Origin of the sequence: Streptomyces sp. NPDC093085, from assembly GCF_040683935.1 — a bacterium.
GTDB lineage: Bacteria > Actinomycetota > Actinomycetes > Streptomycetales > Streptomycetaceae > Streptomyces.
Window position 1 is genome coordinate 244,921 of the sequence record NZ_JBFBFB010000005.1, and the last position, 18,259, is coordinate 263,179.

17 protein-coding genes are annotated in these 18,259 nt (G+C 72.9%); 8 read left to right on the top strand and 9 right to left on the bottom strand.

Features of this window, described 5'->3' with window-relative positions:
- The first annotated feature begins 142 nt into the window (after window positions 1-142).
- A complete protein-coding gene (gene nagA / locus AB0O07_RS17595) occupies window positions 143-1,282 on the top strand; it encodes an N-acetylglucosamine-6-phosphate deacetylase (protein WP_365633669.1) in 1,140 nt (379 codons plus the stop codon).
- A gap of 236 nt (window positions 1,283-1,518) precedes the next feature.
- Window positions 1,519-2,610: a 1-phosphofructokinase family hexose kinase gene (locus AB0O07_RS17600; RefSeq protein WP_365633672.1), complete on the top strand. Its 1,092-nt coding sequence runs from the start codon at window positions 1,519-1,521 to the stop codon at window positions 2,608-2,610.
- Here the strand turns inward: AB0O07_RS17600 and AB0O07_RS17605 are convergent.
- Both AB0O07_RS17605 and AB0O07_RS17610 read right to left on the bottom strand, forming a co-directional pair.
- Window positions 2,591-3,616: a CBM35 domain-containing protein gene (locus AB0O07_RS17605; RefSeq protein WP_365633675.1), complete on the bottom strand. Its 1,026-nt coding sequence runs from the start codon at window positions 3,614-3,616 to the stop codon at window positions 2,591-2,593. The genes AB0O07_RS17600 and AB0O07_RS17605 overlap by 20 nt on opposite strands.
- Window positions 3,617-3,848: 232 nt before the next feature.
- Window positions 3,849-5,825 carry a diguanylate cyclase gene (locus AB0O07_RS17610; RefSeq protein WP_365633678.1) on the bottom strand — a complete coding sequence of 659 codons (1,977 nt, stop codon included), beginning with the start codon at window positions 5,823-5,825 and terminating at the stop codon, window positions 3,849-3,851.
- 452 nt (window positions 5,826-6,277) lie between these two features.
- Here AB0O07_RS17610 and AB0O07_RS17615 point away from each other — a divergent pair, with 452 nt between their 5' ends.
- Complete coding sequence (locus AB0O07_RS17615) at window positions 6,278-6,793, top strand: flavin reductase family protein (protein ID WP_365633681.1); 516 nt, start codon at window positions 6,278-6,280, stop codon at window positions 6,791-6,793.
- A gap of 114 nt (window positions 6,794-6,907) precedes the next feature.
- On the opposite strand, the gene arfB is transcribed toward AB0O07_RS17615, so the two are convergent.
- Window positions 6,908-7,336 carry an alternative ribosome rescue aminoacyl-tRNA hydrolase ArfB gene (arfB, locus tag AB0O07_RS17620; protein WP_365633685.1) on the bottom strand — a complete coding sequence of 143 codons (429 nt, stop codon included), beginning with the start codon at window positions 7,334-7,336 and terminating at the stop codon, window positions 6,908-6,910.
- 281 nt (window positions 7,337-7,617) lie between these two features.
- Between arfB and AB0O07_RS17625 the strand changes: the two genes are divergently transcribed.
- Together AB0O07_RS17625 and AB0O07_RS17630 are read left to right on the top strand one after the other, a co-directional pair.
- Entirely contained in the window at window positions 7,618-8,193 is a 576-nt protein-coding gene (locus AB0O07_RS17625) for a TerD family protein (protein WP_365633688.1), read from the top strand.
- 337 nt (window positions 8,194-8,530) lie between these two features.
- On the top strand, window positions 8,531-9,028 hold the full coding sequence (locus AB0O07_RS17630) for a hypothetical protein (protein ID WP_365633691.1): 498 nt from the start codon (window positions 8,531-8,533) through the stop codon (window positions 9,026-9,028).
- Between the two features lie 314 nt (window positions 9,029-9,342).
- Here the strand turns inward: AB0O07_RS17630 and AB0O07_RS17635 are convergent, their stop codons facing one another.
- Complete coding sequence (locus tag AB0O07_RS17635; protein WP_365633694.1) at window positions 9,343-10,014, bottom strand: pentapeptide repeat-containing protein; 672 nt, start codon at window positions 10,012-10,014, stop codon at window positions 9,343-9,345.
- 187 nt (window positions 10,015-10,201) lie between these two features.
- On the opposite strand from AB0O07_RS17635, the gene AB0O07_RS17640 reads away from it, so the two are divergent.
- Entirely contained in the window at window positions 10,202-11,212 is a 1,011-nt protein-coding gene (locus AB0O07_RS17640) for a zinc-binding dehydrogenase (RefSeq protein WP_365633697.1), read from the top strand.
- 30 nt (window positions 11,213-11,242) lie between these two features.
- Here the strand turns inward: AB0O07_RS17640 and AB0O07_RS17645 are convergent, their stop codons facing one another.
- The 4 genes from AB0O07_RS17645 to AB0O07_RS17660 all read right to left on the bottom strand — a co-directional run bounded on the left by AB0O07_RS17645 (window position 11,243) and on the right by AB0O07_RS17660 (window position 15,217).
- On the bottom strand, window positions 11,243-12,019 hold the full coding sequence (locus AB0O07_RS17645) for a GIDE domain-containing protein (RefSeq protein ID WP_365633701.1): 777 nt from the start codon (window positions 12,017-12,019) through the stop codon (window positions 11,243-11,245).
- Window positions 12,020-12,151: 132 nt separating this feature from the next.
- Entirely contained in the window at window positions 12,152-13,987 is a 1,836-nt protein-coding gene (locus AB0O07_RS17650) for an Imm49 family immunity protein (RefSeq protein WP_365633703.1), read from the bottom strand.
- 156 nt (window positions 13,988-14,143) lie between these two features.
- Entirely contained in the window at window positions 14,144-14,764 is a 621-nt protein-coding gene (locus AB0O07_RS17655) for a DUF4291 domain-containing protein (protein ID WP_365633706.1), read from the bottom strand.
- 81 nt (window positions 14,765-14,845) lie between these two features.
- Window positions 14,846-15,217, bottom strand: coding sequence for a helix-turn-helix domain-containing protein (locus tag AB0O07_RS17660; RefSeq protein ID WP_365633710.1), 372 nt, complete (start codon window positions 15,215-15,217; stop codon window positions 14,846-14,848).
- 84 nt (window positions 15,218-15,301) lie between these two features.
- Here AB0O07_RS17660 and AB0O07_RS17665 point away from each other — a divergent pair, with 84 nt between their 5' ends.
- Entirely contained in the window at window positions 15,302-16,234 is a 933-nt protein-coding gene (locus tag AB0O07_RS17665; RefSeq protein ID WP_365633713.1) for an NAD(P)-binding domain-containing protein, read from the top strand.
- Between the two features lie 51 nt (window positions 16,235-16,285).
- Here AB0O07_RS17665 and AB0O07_RS17670 read toward each other — a convergent pair whose 3' ends face one another.
- Window positions 16,286-16,765: a MarR family winged helix-turn-helix transcriptional regulator gene (locus AB0O07_RS17670; protein ID WP_365633716.1), complete on the bottom strand. Its 480-nt coding sequence runs from the start codon at window positions 16,763-16,765 to the stop codon at window positions 16,286-16,288.
- A 200-nt stretch (window positions 16,766-16,965) separates the two neighbouring features.
- Here AB0O07_RS17670 and AB0O07_RS17675 point away from each other — a divergent pair, with 200 nt between their 5' ends.
- Entirely contained in the window at window positions 16,966-18,180 is a 1,215-nt protein-coding gene (locus AB0O07_RS17675; protein WP_365633719.1) for an amidohydrolase family protein, read from the top strand.
- Window positions 18,181-18,259 lie beyond the last annotated feature (79 nt).

The following is an 18,259-nucleotide window of genomic DNA, read 5'->3' on the forward strand; positions in this document are numbered from 1 at the left end:
CTCCGCCGGTGGATCCGCAGGCTCCCCCGGATCCCGCTGTCCCTCGTCCCCCGTCCCAGCCCCATTCCCTCGCCCCGGAGGTAACCGCCTGATGGCCGTTCGTGCCGTATCCGACGCAGCCGGCGGGCCGGCCGTGCCCGGTGTGCCCTTCGTTCTCACCGGTGCTCGGGTGGTGCTGCCCACCGGGGTCGTGGACGGGGGCCGGGTGATCGTCCAGGACGGGAGGATCGCGGGGCACGCCCCGGCCGGCGCCGCCACGGTCGACCTGACGGGGCACTGGCTCGTGCCCGGCTTCGTCGACCTCCACAACCACGGCGGGGGCGGCGCCTCCTTCACCTCCGGCTCCGTGGACGACGTGCTCCACGGGGTCCGTACGCACCGTACGCACGGCACCACCACCCTCGTCGCCTCCACCGTCACCGGCGAGATGGACTTCCTCGCCCAGCGCGCCGGGCTCCTCTCCGAACTGGTCGAGCAGGGCGACCTCGCCGGGATCCACTTCGAGGGCCCCTTCATCTCGCCCTGCCGCAAGGGCGCCCACAGCGAGGCGCTGCTCCGCCACCCCGACCCGGCCGAGGTGCGGAAGCTGCTCGACGCGGCGCGCGGTACGGCGAAGATGGTCACCCTCGCCACCGAACTCCCGGGCGGCGTCGACTCCGTACGGCTGCTCGCCGAGCACGGGGTGATCGCCGCGATCGGGCACACGGACGCGACGTACGAGCAGACCGTGGAGGCGATCGACGCGGGCGCGACCGTCGCCACCCACCTCTTCAACGCGATGCCGCCGCTGGGCCACCGCGCCCCCGGGCCGATCGCCGCGCTGCTCGAAGACGGCCGGGTCACCGTCGAGTTGATCAACGACGGCACGCATCTCCACCCGGCCGCCCTGGAGCTGGCGTTCCACCGCGCGGGCGCCGACCGGGTCGCCTTCGTGACGGACGCGATGGACGCGGCGGGCTTCGGCGACGGGCGTTACCAGCTCGGGCCGCTCGCCGTCGAGGTGACGGACGGGGTCGCCCGGCTGGTGGAGGGCGGCTCGATCGCGGGCTCGACGCTGACGCAGGACACGGCGTTCCGGCGGGCGGCGACGGTGGACCGGCTGCCGGTCGAGGATGTCGTACGGGCGCTCTCCGCCAACCCCGCGAAGCTGCTGGGCCTGTACGACCGGGTCGGCTCGCTGGAGCCGGGCAAGGACGCGGACGCGGTGGTGCTGGACGCCGGGTTCCGGCTCAAGGGCGTTCTGTACAAGGGGGATTGGGTGGTCGACCCGCGGGTGCCCTGACGGCCATACTGCCTGACGACCACACTGACAGTGACGGGGAACTGACGCTGACGGGACCGGCGGGGCCGACGGACCGGCGGGCCGGCGGGCTGGCGCACCGGCGGGCCAGCGGCCGGTGACCGGGCCCCGGCCGGCCCGGCCGCCGCGGGCCACGCCTCCGACGGCCACGCCGCCGGAGGCCACGCCGCCGGGCCCGTACGCGCGGGCACCCGTCCCCAGGCCAGGCAGGGGGCTGGATGATCCTCACGGTGACGCTCAACACCGCGCTGGACATCACGTACCGCACACCCGCGCTCCTCCCGGGCGCCACCCACCGCGTCCACGAGGTCGTCGAACGGCCCGGCGGCAAGGGGCTGAACGTCGCCCGGGTGCTGGCGGCGCTCGGGCACGAGACCGTGGTGACGGGGTTCGCGGGCGGCCGGACCGGCGATGTCGTACGGGAGTTGCTCGCCCGGCGGGAAGGGCCGGAAGGGCCGGAGAGGCCGGAAGGGCCGGAGAGGACGGAGAGGGCGGAGCGGACGGAGCGGAGAGACCGGCGGGACGGGGGAGACGGGCGGGACGGCAGCCGGGGCCGGGGCCGCTCCCTGCGGCCCGTGGACGCGCTGCTGCCGATCGCCGGGGCGACCCGCCGCACCGTCGCCCTCGTGGACGCCTCGACCGGCGAGACCACTCAGCTCAACGAGGCGGGCCCGGTCGTCTCCGCCGCCGAGTGGACCGGCTTCCTCACCCACTACGAACGGCTGCTGCGCGCGGGCGCCGAGGCGGTGGCCCTCTGCGGCAGCCTCCCGCCGGGCCTGCACGTGGGCGCGTACGGGGAGTTGGTGCGGCGGGCCCGGGCCGCGAAGGTCCCCGTACTCCTCGACACCAGCGGCGAACCGCTCCGCCGGGGCGTCGCCGCCCGCCCCGACCTCCTCAAGCCGAACGCCGAGGAACTCGCCCGGCTCACCGGCTCCCACGACCCGCTGGGCGCCACGTACGACGCCCGGCGGCGCGGCGCCCATACGGTCGTCGCCTCGCTCGGCCCGGCCGGGCTCCTCGCGGTCACCCCGGAGGGCGCCTGGCGCGCGGCGCCCCCGGGCCCGGCGCACGGCAACCCCACCGGCGCGGGCGACTCGGCGGTGGCCGGGCTCCTCTCGGGCCTGGTGGAACGCCTGCCCTGGCCGGCCAGGCTGACCCGCGCGGTCGCCCTGTCGACGGCGACGGTACGGGCCCCGGCGGCGGGCGAGTTCGACGCGCGCGTCTACGAGGAACTGCTGCCGCGCGTCACGGTGACGGAGGTGGGGAGGGAGCCGGAGGGCCGGACCGGCGTCAGCTCTTCGGGGGCGTGACCTCAAGCCAGTCGAGGATGGCATCGCACTGGTTGCCCTCCTCGCAGGAGATCTTCAGGGTGTTCTTGCCCTTCTCCAGCTCGACCGGCGCCCACGTGGTCTGCCAGTTCTTCGCCAGGTCCGGGTCGTCGGAGTTGATGAAGTTCTTCAGCCCGAGCGGGGAGTTGTTCGCCTTGCCGTTGACGGTGAGCGTGGCGTTGGCGTCCTTGGCCGGGATCGAGTAGCGCACGGAGAGCGCGTAGCTGCCGGCCTTCTCGATGTCGGCGGTCCAGGTCACCGAGGCGCCGACCGCGTTGAAGCCGGTCACATAGGAGCCGTTGGTGCCCTGGGCGCCCTTGACGTCGGTGGCGAGCGCGGCGGGCGGGCCGAGCTGGAGGGTGGCCGCGTCCTGCTTGGGGAGGCCGATGCCGTCCTTGGACGAGTCGCCGCCCTCGCTGTCGCCGTCACCGCCGCCGTCGGCGGACGCGGAGGAGCTCGCGTCCGGGGACTGCCCGACGGAGGTCCCCGGGTCCGTGTTGCCCGCGCCGGCGTCGGTGTTCTTGTCGTCGCCGCTGGAGAGCAGCGCCGCTGTGATGCCTATCACGACGACCGCGACGACCGCGACCGCTCCGATCAGCAGCCCCCTGGTGTTGGGGCCTTCGCCGCGTCCGCCGCGACCGCCACCGCCGTGGCCACCGTGGCCGCCGCGCTGGCCCGGGAGCTGCTGGGCGGCGGGGGCCTGCTGCTGGGCGGTCTGCTGGCCGTACGGGGAGTGGCCGTACTGCTGCTGGCCGTACCCGGCCTGCTGTTGCTGGGTCGCCTGCGGGCCGCCGTACTGGCGCTCGCCGACCGCCCTGACCTGGTTGTACGACGTCCTCGGGACGCCCGGCTGGGAGGCGGGACCCGGGTAACCGTAACCGCCCTGGCGCCGCTGGCCCGCGCCCGCCGCCGCCTGCCCGTCCTCGTACAGGTAGCCGAACGGGTCGTCGTCCTCGGGCCTGTTCGCGCCGTTGTTCCCGGCCGTCATCGGTGGTCACTCCTTACCGTCTCGCCAGCGTCGCCGACCGGCCGAGCCTACCTCGTACGGGCAAGCCTACGGACGGATCTTGACGGGTGGCTGCCAGTCTGCGGCCCCTGGGTGAACAACCGATCGCGGACATGTCCCAGCCCTGTCCCGATCAGCCGACGGTCCCGTACCGGTCACCACGACTCCCCCGGAGTCCGCCCGGGACGCGCCGGGCCACGCGCCGGGCCCGGTGTCAACCGGCCCGCCGCTGGACCTGCTTGCGGGAGCGCTTCTCGACGTACATGCGCTGGTCGGCGGATTGCAGGACCTCCTCGACCGTCATGCCGCAACTGGCCCAGCCGATACCGAAACTGGCCCCGACGCGGACCGCCCTGCCGTCCACCCGGATCGGCGGGATGATGGCGTTCCGCAGCCGCACGGCGAGGTCGGCGGCGTCCGCCGAGCCGAGGCCGTCCGCGAGAACGACGAATTCGTCACCCCCGAGCCGGGCGACGGTGTCCCCGTCCCGTACGCCGGTGGTGAGCCGGCGCGCGACCTCGATCAGCACCTCGTCCCCGGTGTTGTGGCCGAAGCGGTCGTTGATGGACTTGAAGCCGTCGAGGTCGCAGAAGAGCACCGCGAGGCCCTTCGTCCCGTCGTCCACCTCGCCCTCGGCGGGCGCGACCAGATGGACATGGTGATCGTGATGGTCGTACGAGCCGGAGCCGAAGGAACCGGAGCCGTACGAGCCGGAACCGTACGGGCCGGAGCCGAACGGCGGCGGTACGAGGCCGCCGTCGCGTACGCCGCCCCGGTGGCCGCCGTACTCCTCGTACCCGTCCTGGCCGGGACCGGTCCCGAGGGAGGCGGGGCCGAGGGCGCCGGGGTCGCCCGGGAGATAGCCGGGTTCGTAGCCGGCCATGCCCTGGTGTCCCGGGTACGCCCCGGGGCCGCCGTGGCCGCCGTGGCCCGCGTGGGCTTCGTAACTCCCCGGCTCGGCGGGCGGACCGGCCGCCCCGTACCCCCCGTACCCTCCGTACGCCGCGTCGACCTTCTCGACATCGTTATCGCGCCCGCGTTCCCGCCCCCGCTCCAGGTCCCGGTCGCGCGCCGTGAACGGGCGGGAGCAGATCCGGGCGCTGAGGCGGGAGCGCAGTTCGGCGCTGTTGGGGAGGCCGGTGAGGGAGTCGTGCGAGGCCCGGTGGGCGAGCTGGAGTTCGCGCCCTTTGCGCTCCTCGATGTCCTCGACGTGGGTGAGAAGGAGGCGCGGGCCGCCCTCCGTGTCCGCGACGACGGAGTTGCGCAGCGAGACCCAGACATAGCTGCGGTCCCGGCGTTCGAGCCGCAGCTCGGCCCGGCCGCCCTCGGCGGAGGTGTGGAGGAGGGTGGTGAGGTCCTCGGGGTGGACGAGGTCGGAGAAGGCGAAGCGGCGCATGGCGGAGGCGGGGCGGCCCAGCAGCCGGCAGAGCGCGTCGTTGGTGCGGATGAGCCGGCCGTGCTGGTCGCCGCCCATCTCGGCGACGGCCATGCCGCTGGGCGCGTACTCGAAGGCCTGGCGGAAGGATTCCTCGCTCGCCCGGAGCAGCGCCTTCTCGCGTTCGAGCCGGACCAGGGCGCGCTGCATGTTTGCGCGCAGCCGGGCGTTGCCGATCGCAATGGCCGCCTGGGACGCGTACATCTGGAGCGCTTCCTGCCCCCAGGGGCCCGGCCGGCGGCCACCGCGCGGCCGGTCGACGGATATGACCCCGAGCAGCTCGCCGCCGCGCCCGGCGGCGTGCGCCGGCGGGTCCTTGCGGGGCGAGGAGTACATGGGGGCGTAGAGGCGGTCGGCGGGGTGCCACTCGTCCTCGAAGCGCGGCTCGGGGCCCTCGGTGTACCACTGCGGTACGTCGTCCTCCAGCAGCACCCAGCCCTCGGTGTGCGGGATGAACCGCAGATCGCCCCAGGCCTGCCCCATGGCGAGGCGGCGCTCCCAGGAGGTGCGGGAGCCGACCCGGCCGGTGATCAGGGCCTCGGCGGCGGCGGACCCGGCGAAGGCGGCGACGACCAGGTCGTTGTCGGCCTGGACGATGTTGACGCAGGCGAGGCCGTAGCCGAGCCCCGTGACGACGCCGTCGGCGACGGTCTGGAGGGTGTCCGCCAGGCTGCGGGCCGTGTTGAGCTCCGCGACGGCCTGGTGCAATTGCCGCAGGGTCGCAAGACGGACATACGGCTCCGACTCGGTCTCCATTGCTCGCTCTCCCCGAGACCTCGACAGCAACTCCGGAATTCGACTCTCATCGGCGCTTGTGCGGCACTGCCCTCCGCGGCACCGCCCGCACTCCCCCGCGCACTGCCCCGCACCGCCGCGCACTGCCCTCGCACTGTCCTCGCACTGTCCTCGCAACTGAATCACAGCGAGCTGTGCGCCCGGTACACAGGGTCAACAATTGCCCCTCTCTGTGTCTCAAGTCACACCGGCCGGTGCGGGGCCCGAGGTGGGGCGGCAGATCCGGCGGAAGCGCTTCCGCCCCTTTGCGGACGCCAAGTTCTGCTGGCTCCGGGCGCGGGGGCCGAGTCCGGTCCTAGGACCTGGCTGGTTCCCTGGCCCGATGCGGATGCGGAAGGGCCGAGACTAGCGTCTCCCCCGTGTCCCAGACGACTTCAGCCCCCCGCACCGATGACGTCCCCCATGCTGAGGGGGTGAGTGACGACGAGTTCCGCGCGGCCCTCGCCCGGCTGGCCGCGGGTGTGGTGCTGGTGACGGCGCATGAACCCGCCCTGAGCGCGGAGGGCCCGCGCGGCGAGGACGCGGGCATGACGGCGACGGCCTTCCTCTCGGTCTCGCTGGACCCGCCCCTGGTGCTGGTCAGCCTCCGTACCGGCTCCCGGATGGACGACCTGCTCGCGGAACAGCCGCTGTGGGCCGCGTCCTTGCTCGCCGAGAACCAGCGGCACATCGCGGGCCGGTTCGCGATGAAGGGCCGCATCAGCGACCGGCTGCTCTTCCAGGACCTCCCGAGCCGCCGGGGCCCGGTGAGCGGGGCGCCGCTGGTGGAGGGCGCGCTGGCGACGCTGGAGTGCCGTACGGAGCAGCGGGTGGAGGCGGGGGACCACACGCTGGTGATCGGCCGGGTGCTGACGGCGGAGGTGTCGAGCGGGGAGAGCGGCCCGCTGACGTACTTCAAGGGGAAGTACCGGCAGTTGGGGCGGGGGTAGGGAGCGGAGCAGGGGGCGGGGGTACGGGACGGGGGCAGGGGACGGGCTGGAACGGGGTAGCCGGCGGGGTCGGCGGAACCGGCACCGTACGCCGTACGCCGCCGCGTCCGCGCCCTACCAGTCGCGGCCGGTGCGTCCGCGCTTGGTCTGGGCGCGCTGCTTCTTCTCGCGCAGCCTGCGCTCGTTGATCCCGCGCGGGATCTTCGTCTTGCGGCGGGGGCGCGGCGGCGGAGCCGTCGCCTCGGCCAGCAGCGCGGCGAGCCGGACGGCCGCCGCCTCCCGGTTGCGCCACTGGGAGCGGTGCTCGGAGGAGCGGACCGAGACCACGCCGTCCACCAGCCGGTTCGCGAGCCGCTCCAGCGCCCGCTCCTTCCACACCGGTGGCAGGGCCTCGGTCCCCGCCAGGTCGAAGCGGAGCTCCACCTGGGAGTCACTGGTGTTGACGTGCTGGCCGCCGGGCCCCGACGAGCGCGAGAAACGCCACATCAGCTCGGCCTCCGGCAGGGAGACCGAGCCGCGGATGACATGAGGAGGCCCGGACATGCCTCCATGGTCGCCTGTCCGGGCCCGCGCGTCACCTCTTTATCCGGGCCTGTGCGTTGGTCCGGGCCCGTGCGCCGCCTCTTTATCCAGGCCTGTGTGTCTGTCCGGGCCCGTGCGCCGCCTCCCCGCAGGGTGCCTCTCGGCCACACCCGTACCGGATCGGCCACAAGGTAAAGAATGCAAAGGGACTGGAACCCTGGGGGCCTTGGGCCGCGTTATGCCGGATGACGGTTGCTTCGGGTCCACTCGAAGCCCTCAGACGACGATGAAAGGGACACCCCATGGCTGTCAGCCTGTCCAAGGGCGGCAACATCTCGCTCTCCAAGGAGGCCCCGGGCCTCACCGCCGTCACGGTCGGCCTCGGCTGGGACGTCCGCACGACCACCGGCGTGGAGTTCGACCTCGACGCCTCGGCGATCGCGGTGAACGACGGCGGGAAGGTCGTCTCCGACGGTCACTTCGTCTTCTTCAACAACAAGGCCACGCCCGACCAGTCGATCGTCCACACGGGTGACAACCGGACGGGCGAGGGCGAGGGCGACGACGAGGCGATCAACGTCAACCTGGCGGCGCTGCCCGCCGAGGTCGACAAGATCGTCTTCCCGGTCTCGATCTACGACGCCGAGACGCGCGGCCAGAACTTCGGCCAGGTGCGGAACGCGTTCATCCGGGTCGTGAACCAGAACGGCGGCGAGGAGATCGCCCGTTACGACCTCAGCGAGGACGCCGCCACGGAGACGGCGATGGTCTTCGGCGAGCTGTACCGCAACGGCGCGGACTGGAAGTTCCGCGCGGTCGGCCAGGGCTACGCCTCGGGCCTGGTGGGCATCGCGACGGACTTCGGCGTCAACCTCTGAGGCCCTGAAGGGTCTGAAGTCCTGAAGGGCTGAAGTCCCGAAGGGCCTGAACGCTTTGAGCGCGGAGCGCTGACGGCTGACGGCTGAGCGCTCCGAAGGCTTCGGAGGCTTCGGAGGCTTCGGAGGCTTCGGAGGCTTCGGAGGCTTCGGAGGCTTCGGAGGCTTCGAGCGCTGATCAGCAGGTGCGGGGCCCCGGTTCCGGCCGGGTCCCCGCACCTCGCCCCCCCGCCCGGCGCGCCCCGCAGATATCTGCCGCCGGGTCATCTGCCTGTGCCCGGCAGGCCCCGAGGTCCGTACGGCCGTGGGGGGCGCGGCGGGGTCATGGGACCATCAGGATGTGCTCGACATCGGCTACTCCCTCTCCCGGCGCTTCCCCGACCCCCCGCAGACCGACTACCGCCGCGCGGAGGTCAAGGAGCTACGGCACGACCTGTTCTGCGGGGACGTCTATCTCGCCGACACCTCCGCCGACCGTGAGGTGTCCACGGCGTGGGGGTGGGTGCCCGTGCTCGACTTCGCGTGGGCGCTGTGCGACATCGTCGAGCGGATCGACCAGGATCCCCGGGGCAGCCGCTCCTCGACCCCGCAATACGCCGAGCTGGACTTCACCGAGTCGGCGGACCGGATCCTCTTCCAGCGGCGGTTCGGGTGGGTCGACATCGAGGCGGAGTGGCTGCCCGGCGACGAGCCGCCGCTCACCTTCAGCCACCGGCTGCTGCGCCGGGAGGCCCGGGACTTCCTCCACGACCTGATCGCGGACCTCACCGATCTCCATGACGGCCTCGCCGACAACCCCGCCGTCTGGGACCTCCAGAGCCGCTTCCCCCGCTGCTGACGTCGGATGCCCCCGGGGCATCCCCGGAGCCGTACCCCCGGGGCATTCCCGGCGCCGTACCCCCGCGCATCCCTCAGGCCCCCCTGGTGCGCACAGAGTCACCTCACAGTCACCACACAGCCCACTCATGGTTTCGCGTGTCGGCAGGCGTAGCTCCCGCCTTCCCGGGCAGATGGTGACTGCCGGGGCACTGCCGAGGGAAACGGGCGACCGTTTCCTCCCCCCACCCTTCTCGGCGCGCCCCGGAATTACCGCGTGGGCCCCGGTCTCTCCCCCCAGGCCGGGGCCCACGACGTACCCCCCTCCCCCGTCCCTCAGTCCTCCACCCTGACTCCGATCTGCGCCGCGAACGCCGGGGCGAGATCCAGCAGTTGTGCCGAGTTGATGACCGCCCCCGCCAGCCGGTCCAGGCCGCGCGCGATGTCCAGCTCCGAAACGGTCCGCAGATCGACGTCCTTCAGCCGGGCCCCGCTCAGGTCGGCCCGCCGGAGCACGCAGTCGCGGAACTCCACCCGCTCCAGCTCCGCTCCCCCGAAGTCCGGCTCGGCCAGCACGCACCCCTCGAAGACCACGTCCTTCAGCCGGGCCTTGCGCAGGTTCAGATAGTCGGCCTTGCCGCCTCTGATCAGCACCCGCTCCAGCGTCGCGCCGTGCAACTGCGTACCGCCCAGCCGCGCGTCCACCACCTCCACATCCCGCAGGGACGCCTCCGCCAGATCCGTCCCCACGCCCCGGACCTTGGTGAGGACGCAGTCGACGAAACGCGCCCGCCCCAGCGCCGTCTCGTCGAAGGCGCACTCGCGCAGCGCGCAGTCGATGAACCGCGCGCCCCGCCCCGTCTGCCCGCGCAGATCCAGGCCGGTGAACTCCAGGCCGTCGTAATCCCCGTCCGGTTCCAGATCCCCCCGGTAAGGACTCAGGGGCGGGAGCCGCACCTCCGCGCGCCGTGCCGCCGCCACCCCGCTCTTCGCCGTCTTCCTCGCCATGACCCCATGGTGGCCTACGGCACTGACATCGCCCCGGAGTGCGCCCCGCTCCACGAGCCCGACGGCACCCCATCCGACCCCGGACACCCCCTTGACCTCAACCAAACTTGAGGCAGAACCCTGGACTCCGCACCGCCCCTTCCACTCCACTCCACTCCACCCAACCCCACTCACCCACGGAGCCCCCATGCACGCGATACGCCTCCACGCCTTCGGCCCGGCCGGGAACCTGACGTACGAGCCGGCGGAGGACCCGGTTCCGGGCCCCGGTCAGGTCCGTATCGCCGTCCGCGCGGCGGGGGTTCATGTCCTGGACACCGCGCTGCGCGAGGGCGCGCGGGGTCCGTTCCCCGCCCCGGCCGAGCTGCCCACGATCCCGGGACGGGAGGTCGCGGGGACGGTCGAGTCGCTGGGCGAAGGGGTCGGCCCCGGGTGGCTCGGCAAGCGCGTCGTGGCCCACCTGGGCATGGTCCCGGGCGGGTACGCGGAACTCGCCGTCACCGACGCCGCCCGGCTCCACGAGATCCCGGCCGGGCTGGACGAGGCCGAGGCGGTCGCGATGGTCGGCACGGGCCGTACGACGCTGGGCATCCTGCTCTTCGCGCCGCTGGGCCCGGACGACATCGCCCTCGTACCGGCCGCCGCGGGCGGCATCGGCACGCTGCTGGTGCAGTACGCGAAGAACGCGGGCGCCGCCGTCATCGGCCTGGCGGGCGGCCCGGCCAAGACAGCCCGGGTCGCCGCCAACGGCGCCGACCTGGCCGTCGACTACCTGCGCCCCACCTGGCCGGAGGAGGTACGGGCGCACCTGGGCGACCGCCACTCCGGCCGGGGGGCGACGGTCGTCTTCGACTCGGTGGGCGGCGAGGCGGGCCGTGCCGCGGTCGGCCTCCTGGCCAGGGGCGGACGCCACATCGTCTTCGGCTGGACGGGTACGGGCCTCCTGAACGGCACCCCGCTGACCTTCACCGAAGCGGAACTGGCGGACCGGGGCATCACCTCCCACTCCGTCCTGGGCCCGGCGATGGTCCGGAAGGCGGGCGGCGACCTCCGCACCCTGGAGACCCGGGCCCTGGCCGAGGCGGCGGCCGGCCGCCTCCGCCCCGCCGTACACCGCTTCCCCCTGGCGGAGGCGGCCCGGGCACACCACGCACTGGAGACCCGGGCGACGACGGGAAAGGTGATCCTGGAGCCGTAGCGGACCGGCCGGGCCGGCCCATGGCCGGGATCAGTAAATGATGCCGAGCACCAGGAGGACGGCTCCGGCGACGGCGGTGACGGCCGTGCCGATGCCGAAGCCGAGGACCTTGTTGTTCTCGCGGCGGAGCAGTTCCTTCTCGGACTTGACCGACATGATGAAGAGGCCGCCCTCGGCCGGCGCCGTCACGGCCAGCCCGCCGTCGGCGTCGGTGGCTTCACCGTGCACATAGAACGGGCTGCCGGGGCGGACCAGCCACTCCTCCCGCTGGAAGCCGATCGTCCCGTCGCCACCGCCGAGGTCCAGGCTCAGCGGGCCGATCTCCAGACGGTGACCGCCCCTGCTGTGCGCGTCGAAGCGGTCGAGCACCTTCTCCGCCCCGACCACCTCGTGCTCACCGGGGTGGATCACCACCTGCCCGGTGGCGTCCCGCACGAAGAAGGCGGTGGAGCTGGAGTGCTCGGAGAGCACCTGGGTGCGGGTCCGCCGCTTGCGGTTGCCTTCGCTGTCGCGATAGGTCTCCTCGTACTTGCGGGTGATCCGGTGCCTGTGCCAGACACACTCCAGCCCCGCCAGCTCGGAGCGCAGGGCACCGTTCTCGGGCGGGCGGGCCTCGCCGACGATCTCCGAGCGGTACCGGAAGTGCCCCTTGCCCGCGGCCTCCACCGCCGCCTCGTGCAGCGCGCTCAGGTCCCGCGCCGGAAGGGTCTCGGTGCTCTCCATCACGCGGGCCCGGACGGAGGCGACGCGCGCCAGAAAGCCGCAGATCGCCGCCGCCACCAGAGCCACCAGACCTATCCAGATCACAACATCCCCCGCCCCGCCGTCGGTCCTGTCCGACGGCGACCCTACCCCCGGGCCGCGAAGGCTCAAGGGACAAGGCCCAAGGGGGCAAGGGGCAGTGGGCAGTGGGCAGTGGGCAAGGGTCGGGCTACCGGGCTACCGGGGTGTCGCGGCGGCGAGGAGGCGGGGCGGAAGGTAGGGGGAGTCGACGCGTATGAGGTGGCCCGCCTGGCGGCGGGCGTGGCAGGTCAGGGCGAGGATGTCGAGGTTGAGGGCCGCGTCGGGGTCGTCCGCGCGGTCACCGACCTGGTAGTGGGCGCGGTGGGCTTCGAGGGCGTCGGCCAGGGCCAGGGTGAAGCTCTCCTCGTCCCCGGCGACCAGTTGGGAGAGGAGCACCGCCGGGGGTGCGAGAACGCCCCAGTCCTCGGCCTTCTCCACCTCCCTCAGGGCCCGTTCCATGGCCGGGCGGGGGTCCGCGCCCGCGAGCTGGGCGTGAAGGGCCTCGTTGTACGAGGGGAACGCGCCCCGGTCCCGGGCGACGAACGCGGGGCCGGTCCGGATCAGCGGCGCCAGGTCCTCGCGTACGCCCGAGATCAGGGCGTACGAGGCGGCCTTCCGCCAGATGCCGGGCCCCGCCTCGTCCTCTCCCCGGGAGGCCGGGCAGCGCACCGTGCGCCCCTCGACGGTCACTTCGGCCTCGGTGCCCGGCTCGGCCTCCGCGATACGGAAGAGAGCAGCGCCCATCTGTGAGGCCAGCCGCAGGGTGGCCCACTGGGCGTCGTCGACATCGTCGGCCAGCGCGGCACGTCCGGTGAACAGCATCTCCTGGTACCGCAGGGCCCAGGCGATCCGGCGGGCGGAGGGCTGCTTGCCGTCGCCCGGTTCGAGCGCCTCCCGAGTGTACTTGGCGAAAAGGGCCTCGCTCTCCGGGTTCACCGGCCGGGGGTTCTCCGGCCGCGCCACCGCCAGGCGCCCGCCGTCCGCCAGCGCGGCCACCGCGTCCGGGCGGCGCTCCCGCCCCAGCCCGCCGACGCGTGGCCCCTGGTCCGCGAAGCCGGTGACCAGGGCGCGGGGCAGGTAGTCCGTCTCGACGGAGGGCAGCCAGCCGGGCCCCCGGTACGCGAGCGCGGCGAGCGCGAGCGGAACGAGGGGCAGCAGGGTGCGGGGCCGGCCGTGGTGCCCCGGGGTCTCCCGGTGCGCGAGCAGCAGCCCGGTCAACTCCCGGTCGAACGCGTCCCGGTCACCGGCCGCCAGCGCCCGCAGCCCCCGGAGGGCAAGGCTGTCGCCCCGTTCGAGCAGCGCCTCGCCCCGGGCTTCCGCCCGCGCCCGGATCCGCCCGAGGGCGGCGTCGATGGCGGCCAGCTTCTCCTGGTCGCCAGGCGGATACGGCGCCTCCTCGTCCCCGATATCCCCGAGGACGTACGCCATGAGCCCCCTGACCAGCTCGACGGAGGGCACCCCGCCCGTGTCCTCCGCCCCGTCGCCGCCGCTGAACGGCTCCCGGGCGAAGTGGAACGCCTCGCCGTGCGACGCGGCCTTGTCGGCGAGGACGACGAGGCAGAACGCGTCGATCCACTCGAAGGCGGCGAGGTCGTCCAGTGCTTCCCGCACCGCGCCGCGCTCCGGCTCGTACCCCATCCCGAAGTTGACGTAGCTCAGCATGATGTCGAACCGCGAGTACGGGAAGTACGCGGCGAACGCGACCGCCCCGGCCGCCGCCTCGGCTCCGTCCCTGAGCACCGCCTTCGCCTCGGCCCCGGCCCGCCCCCGGTCCAGCCCGGGCGTCAGCGCGGAGAGCGCCCCCAGATAGTCGAGGAACTCCCCCGCGAGGATCCGCCACTCGCAGGTCCCCATCCGCCCGGCCCGGGACATGCTCCTGACCTGCCCGCCGATCCGCGCCGCGAACTCCGTACGCGCCGCCACGAGTGTCTTGTCGTCGACGTGATGCCGCGCGATGCGCTGTCGCTCCGTACGATGCTGCTCGCTCCGCATGGTCTTTCCCCCGTTACGATCCCCACGGTCCTTCACCGTGCTCACCCAGCGTAGCCGGACGGTCCGACAACGCCCTCGGGCCGCCCGGCGGGGGCACGCGGTGGTGGGGTGGGGTGGTGGAGTGGGGTGGGGTGGTGGCGCGCCGGTTCGGCCTGGTCACCGGTACAAGTGGTCCAGTCCGCCTTCGGGTACGGGATAGGGGCGCTCCGCGGGGAGGAGGCGTCGGGCCGCGTCCAGGTCTCCGTTCCGTACGTGGCCGTGAATCGTGCGCGCGCGTGCGGTGACGTCGGCGATGGATACCGTCCACTCGTCCGCGTAGCGGTGCGCGGCCTCTCCGGTGAGACCCAGTTGCAGCGAGCGGTGAGGAAGCGGTCGCAGGTGCAGGTCGCGTTCCGGGTCCCACTGGACCCGGGCCGGGGACCGCTTCAACTGGCTTTTCCAGGCCGCGGGATCAGGATGCACTCCGGGCTCGTAGTGGGACAGGCAGGCATGGCTCAGGGCCCATTCGAAGCCCTCGCGGGTGATCTCGACGGCGAGAACGGTTTCCTGGCCGTCCTTGGATCCCCATCCGCAGCGGTACATCATCCACAGGAAGGAGGGCTTGATCCACGTCATCCGGTCCCGCTTCCAAGCCACCGGGAAGCGGCCGTCCCGGGCGGCGGGGAGGCCGATCTCCGGCGCGTACGCCTGGTAGACGGTGACCGTCGAGGCGGTGTGGAGGGCGCGTATCCGGTGCTTGGGTTCGCTGGTTTCGCTGGGTTCGCTGGGTTCTGTCACGGTGATCAGGGTGCGGGGCCCGTTCGACGTACGCCATCGAATTAGCCGCGCTCGCCGTGGGCAGCCGCAGCGGCGGGGGGCTCACCCGTGGGTGGGCTCGGGGGCGGTGACTGTTCCGGTGGCTTCGCGGTGTATCCGGTCGGTGCCCCAGGCGCCCAGGGGGCCGAGCGCCTGGTTGAGCGTACGGCCGTGTTCGGTGAGGGAGTACTCCACCTTCGGCGGTACCTCCGCGTAGACCTCGCGGTGGACGAGGCCGTCCTCCTCCAGCTCCCGCAGATGCTGCGTCAGCATCTTCTCGCTCACCCCCGGCAGGCCACGGCGGAGCTGGGCGAAGCGGCGTACGCCATGGGCGTCGAGCTCCCAGAGGATCAGCCCCTTCCACTTGCCGCTCACCACGTCGAGCGCGGCATCGATGCCGCAGATGTACGGTCCGCTTCGCGGTGCCCTGGCCATCGCCGATCCCCCTTACGAAAAGGTGAGTACCGCAGAAAATAGTAGGTACTTCCGGGAGCGGCGGCGCTCTTCGAGCATGGAGGCGTGAACGAACTCCACCAGAACCATCCCACCCGGCAGAACAGCCCCGTCACCGTGCTAGGGCTCGGCCCGATGGGCCAGGCCATGGCCCGTACCCTCCTCGCCGCCGGCCACCCGGTCACCGTCTGGAACCGCACCGCCGGCCGGGCCGACGGCGTCGTCGCCGCCGGTGCGACGCTCGCGGCGACACCCGAGGCGGCGGTCGCGGCGAGCGGTCTCGTGATCCTCAGCCTCACCGACTATCAGGCCATGTACGACATCCTCGGCGGCCATGGCGGTGGCGGTGGCCCGTCGCTTGTCGGGCGGGCGCTGGTCAACCTCGGTTCCGACACGCCCGACCGCTCCCGCGAGGCCGCCGCCTGGGCCGCCGGGCGCGGGGCCGTCTTCCTCACCGGGGGTGTCATGGTGCCCGCGCCGATGGTCGGCACGGAGGCGGCGTACGTGTACTACAGCGGCCCCCGCCGGGTGCTGGACGGGCACCTGGGGACGCTGGGGTCGCTGGGAACGCCCAGGTATCTGGGTGCGGACCCGGGCCTTGCCCAGATGATGTACCAGGCCCAACTCGCGCTGTTCCTCACCACCTTGTCGGGGCTGATGCACGCCACCGCGATGCTCGGCAGCGCGGGGATGACGGCGCGGGACGCCCTCCCGGAGCTGCTCGCCTCCGCCGACTCGACCGGGGCCATCGTGCGGGCCGGCGAGGAGAACCCCGGCACCGCGCTCGACGCCGGGGAGCATCCCGGTGATCTCAGCACGGTCACCATGATGGGCGCGACGTCCGACCACATCGTGGAGACCAGCACCTCGCTCGGGCTCGACCTCGCGCTCCCGCTGGCCGTGCAGGCCCACTACCGGCACGCCATCGAGAACGGACATGGCGGCGACAACTGGACCCGCATCATCGACAGCATCCGGGGAGCCGTTCCGGGGCGGTAGGCGCATCCAGGGCGCTACGCGCAACCGGGGCGATACGCGTGACAGGCGCGCTCAGTCGCGGCGCGCCGCCCGGCGCCTGGACCATGCGGTGGCGTCGGCGCCGTACCGGATCAGGAGGCGGGCGAACTGGACCCGTTCCGCCGGGGACCAGGCGACGGTGATCTCCTGGAACGCCTCGCGCTGCTCGGCCGCGAAGCGGTCGCGTTCGGCCTCGCCGGCCTCGGTGAGTTCGAGTACGGTACGGCGCCCGTCGAGCTGGGAGGCGGCCCGGCGCAGCAGCCCGTCCTGGATGCAGGCGGCCACGGTCCGGCTGGCCACCGGCTGGGTGACGCCCATCTCGGCCGCGAGGCCGCCGACGGTCGCCTCGCCCAGCGCGTCGGCGATCACATTGAGCACGAGGTTGCGGGAGAGGTCCTTGCCCGAAGCCGGTGCGCGCCGCCGCAACCGGGAGAGCGCCGGACCGATCTGATCCAGCACCAGGTCCTCAGGGGCCCGATCGGAGAAATCGGAGGAAGGCGACGCGCTGCTCATGCGCCCGAGTCTAGGCCACCTCGCACATTTGCATACCCTTACGTAAGTGCATAGCATCGGCTATGTAAATTGAGCGAGCGACGAAACAACGAGCGACGAGCACCCCCTGCGCAGAGTGCGGAGTACGGAGCGCAGAGCACCGAGCACCGAGCACCAAGCACCGAGCGCGGAGTGCGGAGCGCGGAACCAAGGCGGCTGTTATGGCACTCACCACGATCACCCATGCCCAGGTCTTCGACGGGGAGAAGGCACTCGGCGTACAGACCGTGGTCATCGACGGCGGACGGATCGCGCGGGTCGGCGGTGACGTTCCCGAGGGAAGCGAGATCGTGGACGGCGGCGGCGCCACCCTGCTGCCGGGGCTCATCGACGCGCATGTCCACTCCGCGCCGGGTTCCCTGGCGCTCGCCCTCAGGTTCGGGGTGACGACCGAGTTGGAGATGCAGGGGATGAACACCCGGGAGAACCGGGGGCTCATCACCGAGGACGACACCGTCGCCGATGTCCGCTCCTCCGGGTTCGCCATCACCCCGCCCGGCGGCCACCCGAGCGAGCTGATGCCGGAAGGGTTCCGTCCGAAGTGGGAACTCCCGCCGGTGATGCCCCTGATGCCGTTCTCCACGACGCCCGAGGAAGCCGCCGCCTTCGTGCCCCAGCTCCTCGCCCGGGGGTCGGACTTCATCAAGTTCATGGTCGACGACGGCAGCGTCGAGGGGCACCCCGGGCTGCCCTCGCTCGACCAGGCCACCCTGAACGCCGGGGTGGCGGAGGCCAAGAAGTACGGGGCCCTGACCGTGGCCCACGCGCTCACCGTGGAAGCCACCGAGATGGCCGCCGAAGCGGGCGTCGACGGTGTCACCCATGTCTTCATGGACCGGCCGCACACCGCCGAGATCATCGGCATCATCAAGGACGCGGGGATGTTCGTCATCCCCTGCGTCACCCTCAACGCCTCGATGACGGGGATCACCGGCGCCGAACTCGCCGACGATCCCCGGGTCGCCGCCCGCCTCGACAGCGCCTGGGACCGGACCCTGCGCTCCAGCTACAACCGTTACCCGCAGGGCAGCCTCGACGACGTGCTCGACACCGTACGCGCCCTGGACGCCGCCGGTGTCGACCTGCTGGCCGGCACCGATGTCTCCATGCCCGAGACGTTCTTCGGGGGCCTGGCCCACGGAGCGAGCCTCCACCACGAACTGCGGTACCTCGTGGCGGCGGGCCTCACGCCCGTACGGGCCCTGCGCGCGGCGACGGCGACCACGGCCCGCCGCTTCCGCCTCGCCGACCGGGGCCGTATCGCGGAGGGGCTCCGCGCCGACCTCCTGCTGGTCGACGGCGACCCGACCAGCGACATCGGCGACACCCTCAACACGCGCGCCGTCTGGCGACGGGGGGCCCGGCTGGGGGCCTGACCGAGGGAGTGAGCGGCCCTCTTCTCTCTTCACCGGCCTCTCTCCACCGGCTTCTCTCCACCGGCTTCTCTCCACCGGC

Excerpts from the sequence above, each read along its gene's own strand:
- AB0O07_RS17635 (WP_365633694.1), bottom strand. The coding sequence starts at position 10,014 with ATGGCGAGGAAGACGGCGAAGAGCGGGGTGGCGGCGGCACGGCGCGCG.
- AB0O07_RS17600 (WP_365633672.1), top strand. The coding sequence starts at position 1,519 with ATGATCCTCACGGTGACGCTCAACACCGCGCTGGACATCACGTACCGC.
- AB0O07_RS17640 (WP_365633697.1), top strand. The coding sequence starts at position 10,202 with ATGCACGCGATACGCCTCCACGCCTTCGGCCCGGCCGGGAACCTGACG.
- AB0O07_RS17605 (WP_365633675.1), bottom strand. The coding sequence starts at position 3,616 with ATGACGGCCGGGAACAACGGCGCGAACAGGCCCGAGGACGACGACCCG.
- AB0O07_RS17650 (WP_365633703.1), bottom strand. The coding sequence starts at position 13,987 with ATGCGGAGCGAGCAGCATCGTACGGAGCGACAGCGCATCGCGCGGCAT.
- AB0O07_RS17675 (WP_365633719.1), top strand. The coding sequence starts at position 16,966 with ATGGCACTCACCACGATCACCCATGCCCAGGTCTTCGACGGGGAGAAG.
- AB0O07_RS17670 (WP_365633716.1), bottom strand. The coding sequence starts at position 16,765 with ATGAGCAGCGCGTCGCCTTCCTCCGATTTCTCCGATCGGGCCCCTGAG.
- AB0O07_RS17660 (WP_365633710.1), bottom strand. The coding sequence starts at position 15,217 with ATGGCCAGGGCACCGCGAAGCGGACCGTACATCTGCGGCATCGATGCC.
- arfB (WP_365633685.1), bottom strand. The coding sequence starts at position 7,336 with ATGTCCGGGCCTCCTCATGTCATCCGCGGCTCGGTCTCCCTGCCGGAG.
- AB0O07_RS17625 (WP_365633688.1), top strand. The coding sequence starts at position 7,618 with ATGGCTGTCAGCCTGTCCAAGGGCGGCAACATCTCGCTCTCCAAGGAG.
- AB0O07_RS17610 (WP_365633678.1), bottom strand. The coding sequence starts at position 5,825 with ATGGAGACCGAGTCGGAGCCGTATGTCCGTCTTGCGACCCTGCGGCAA.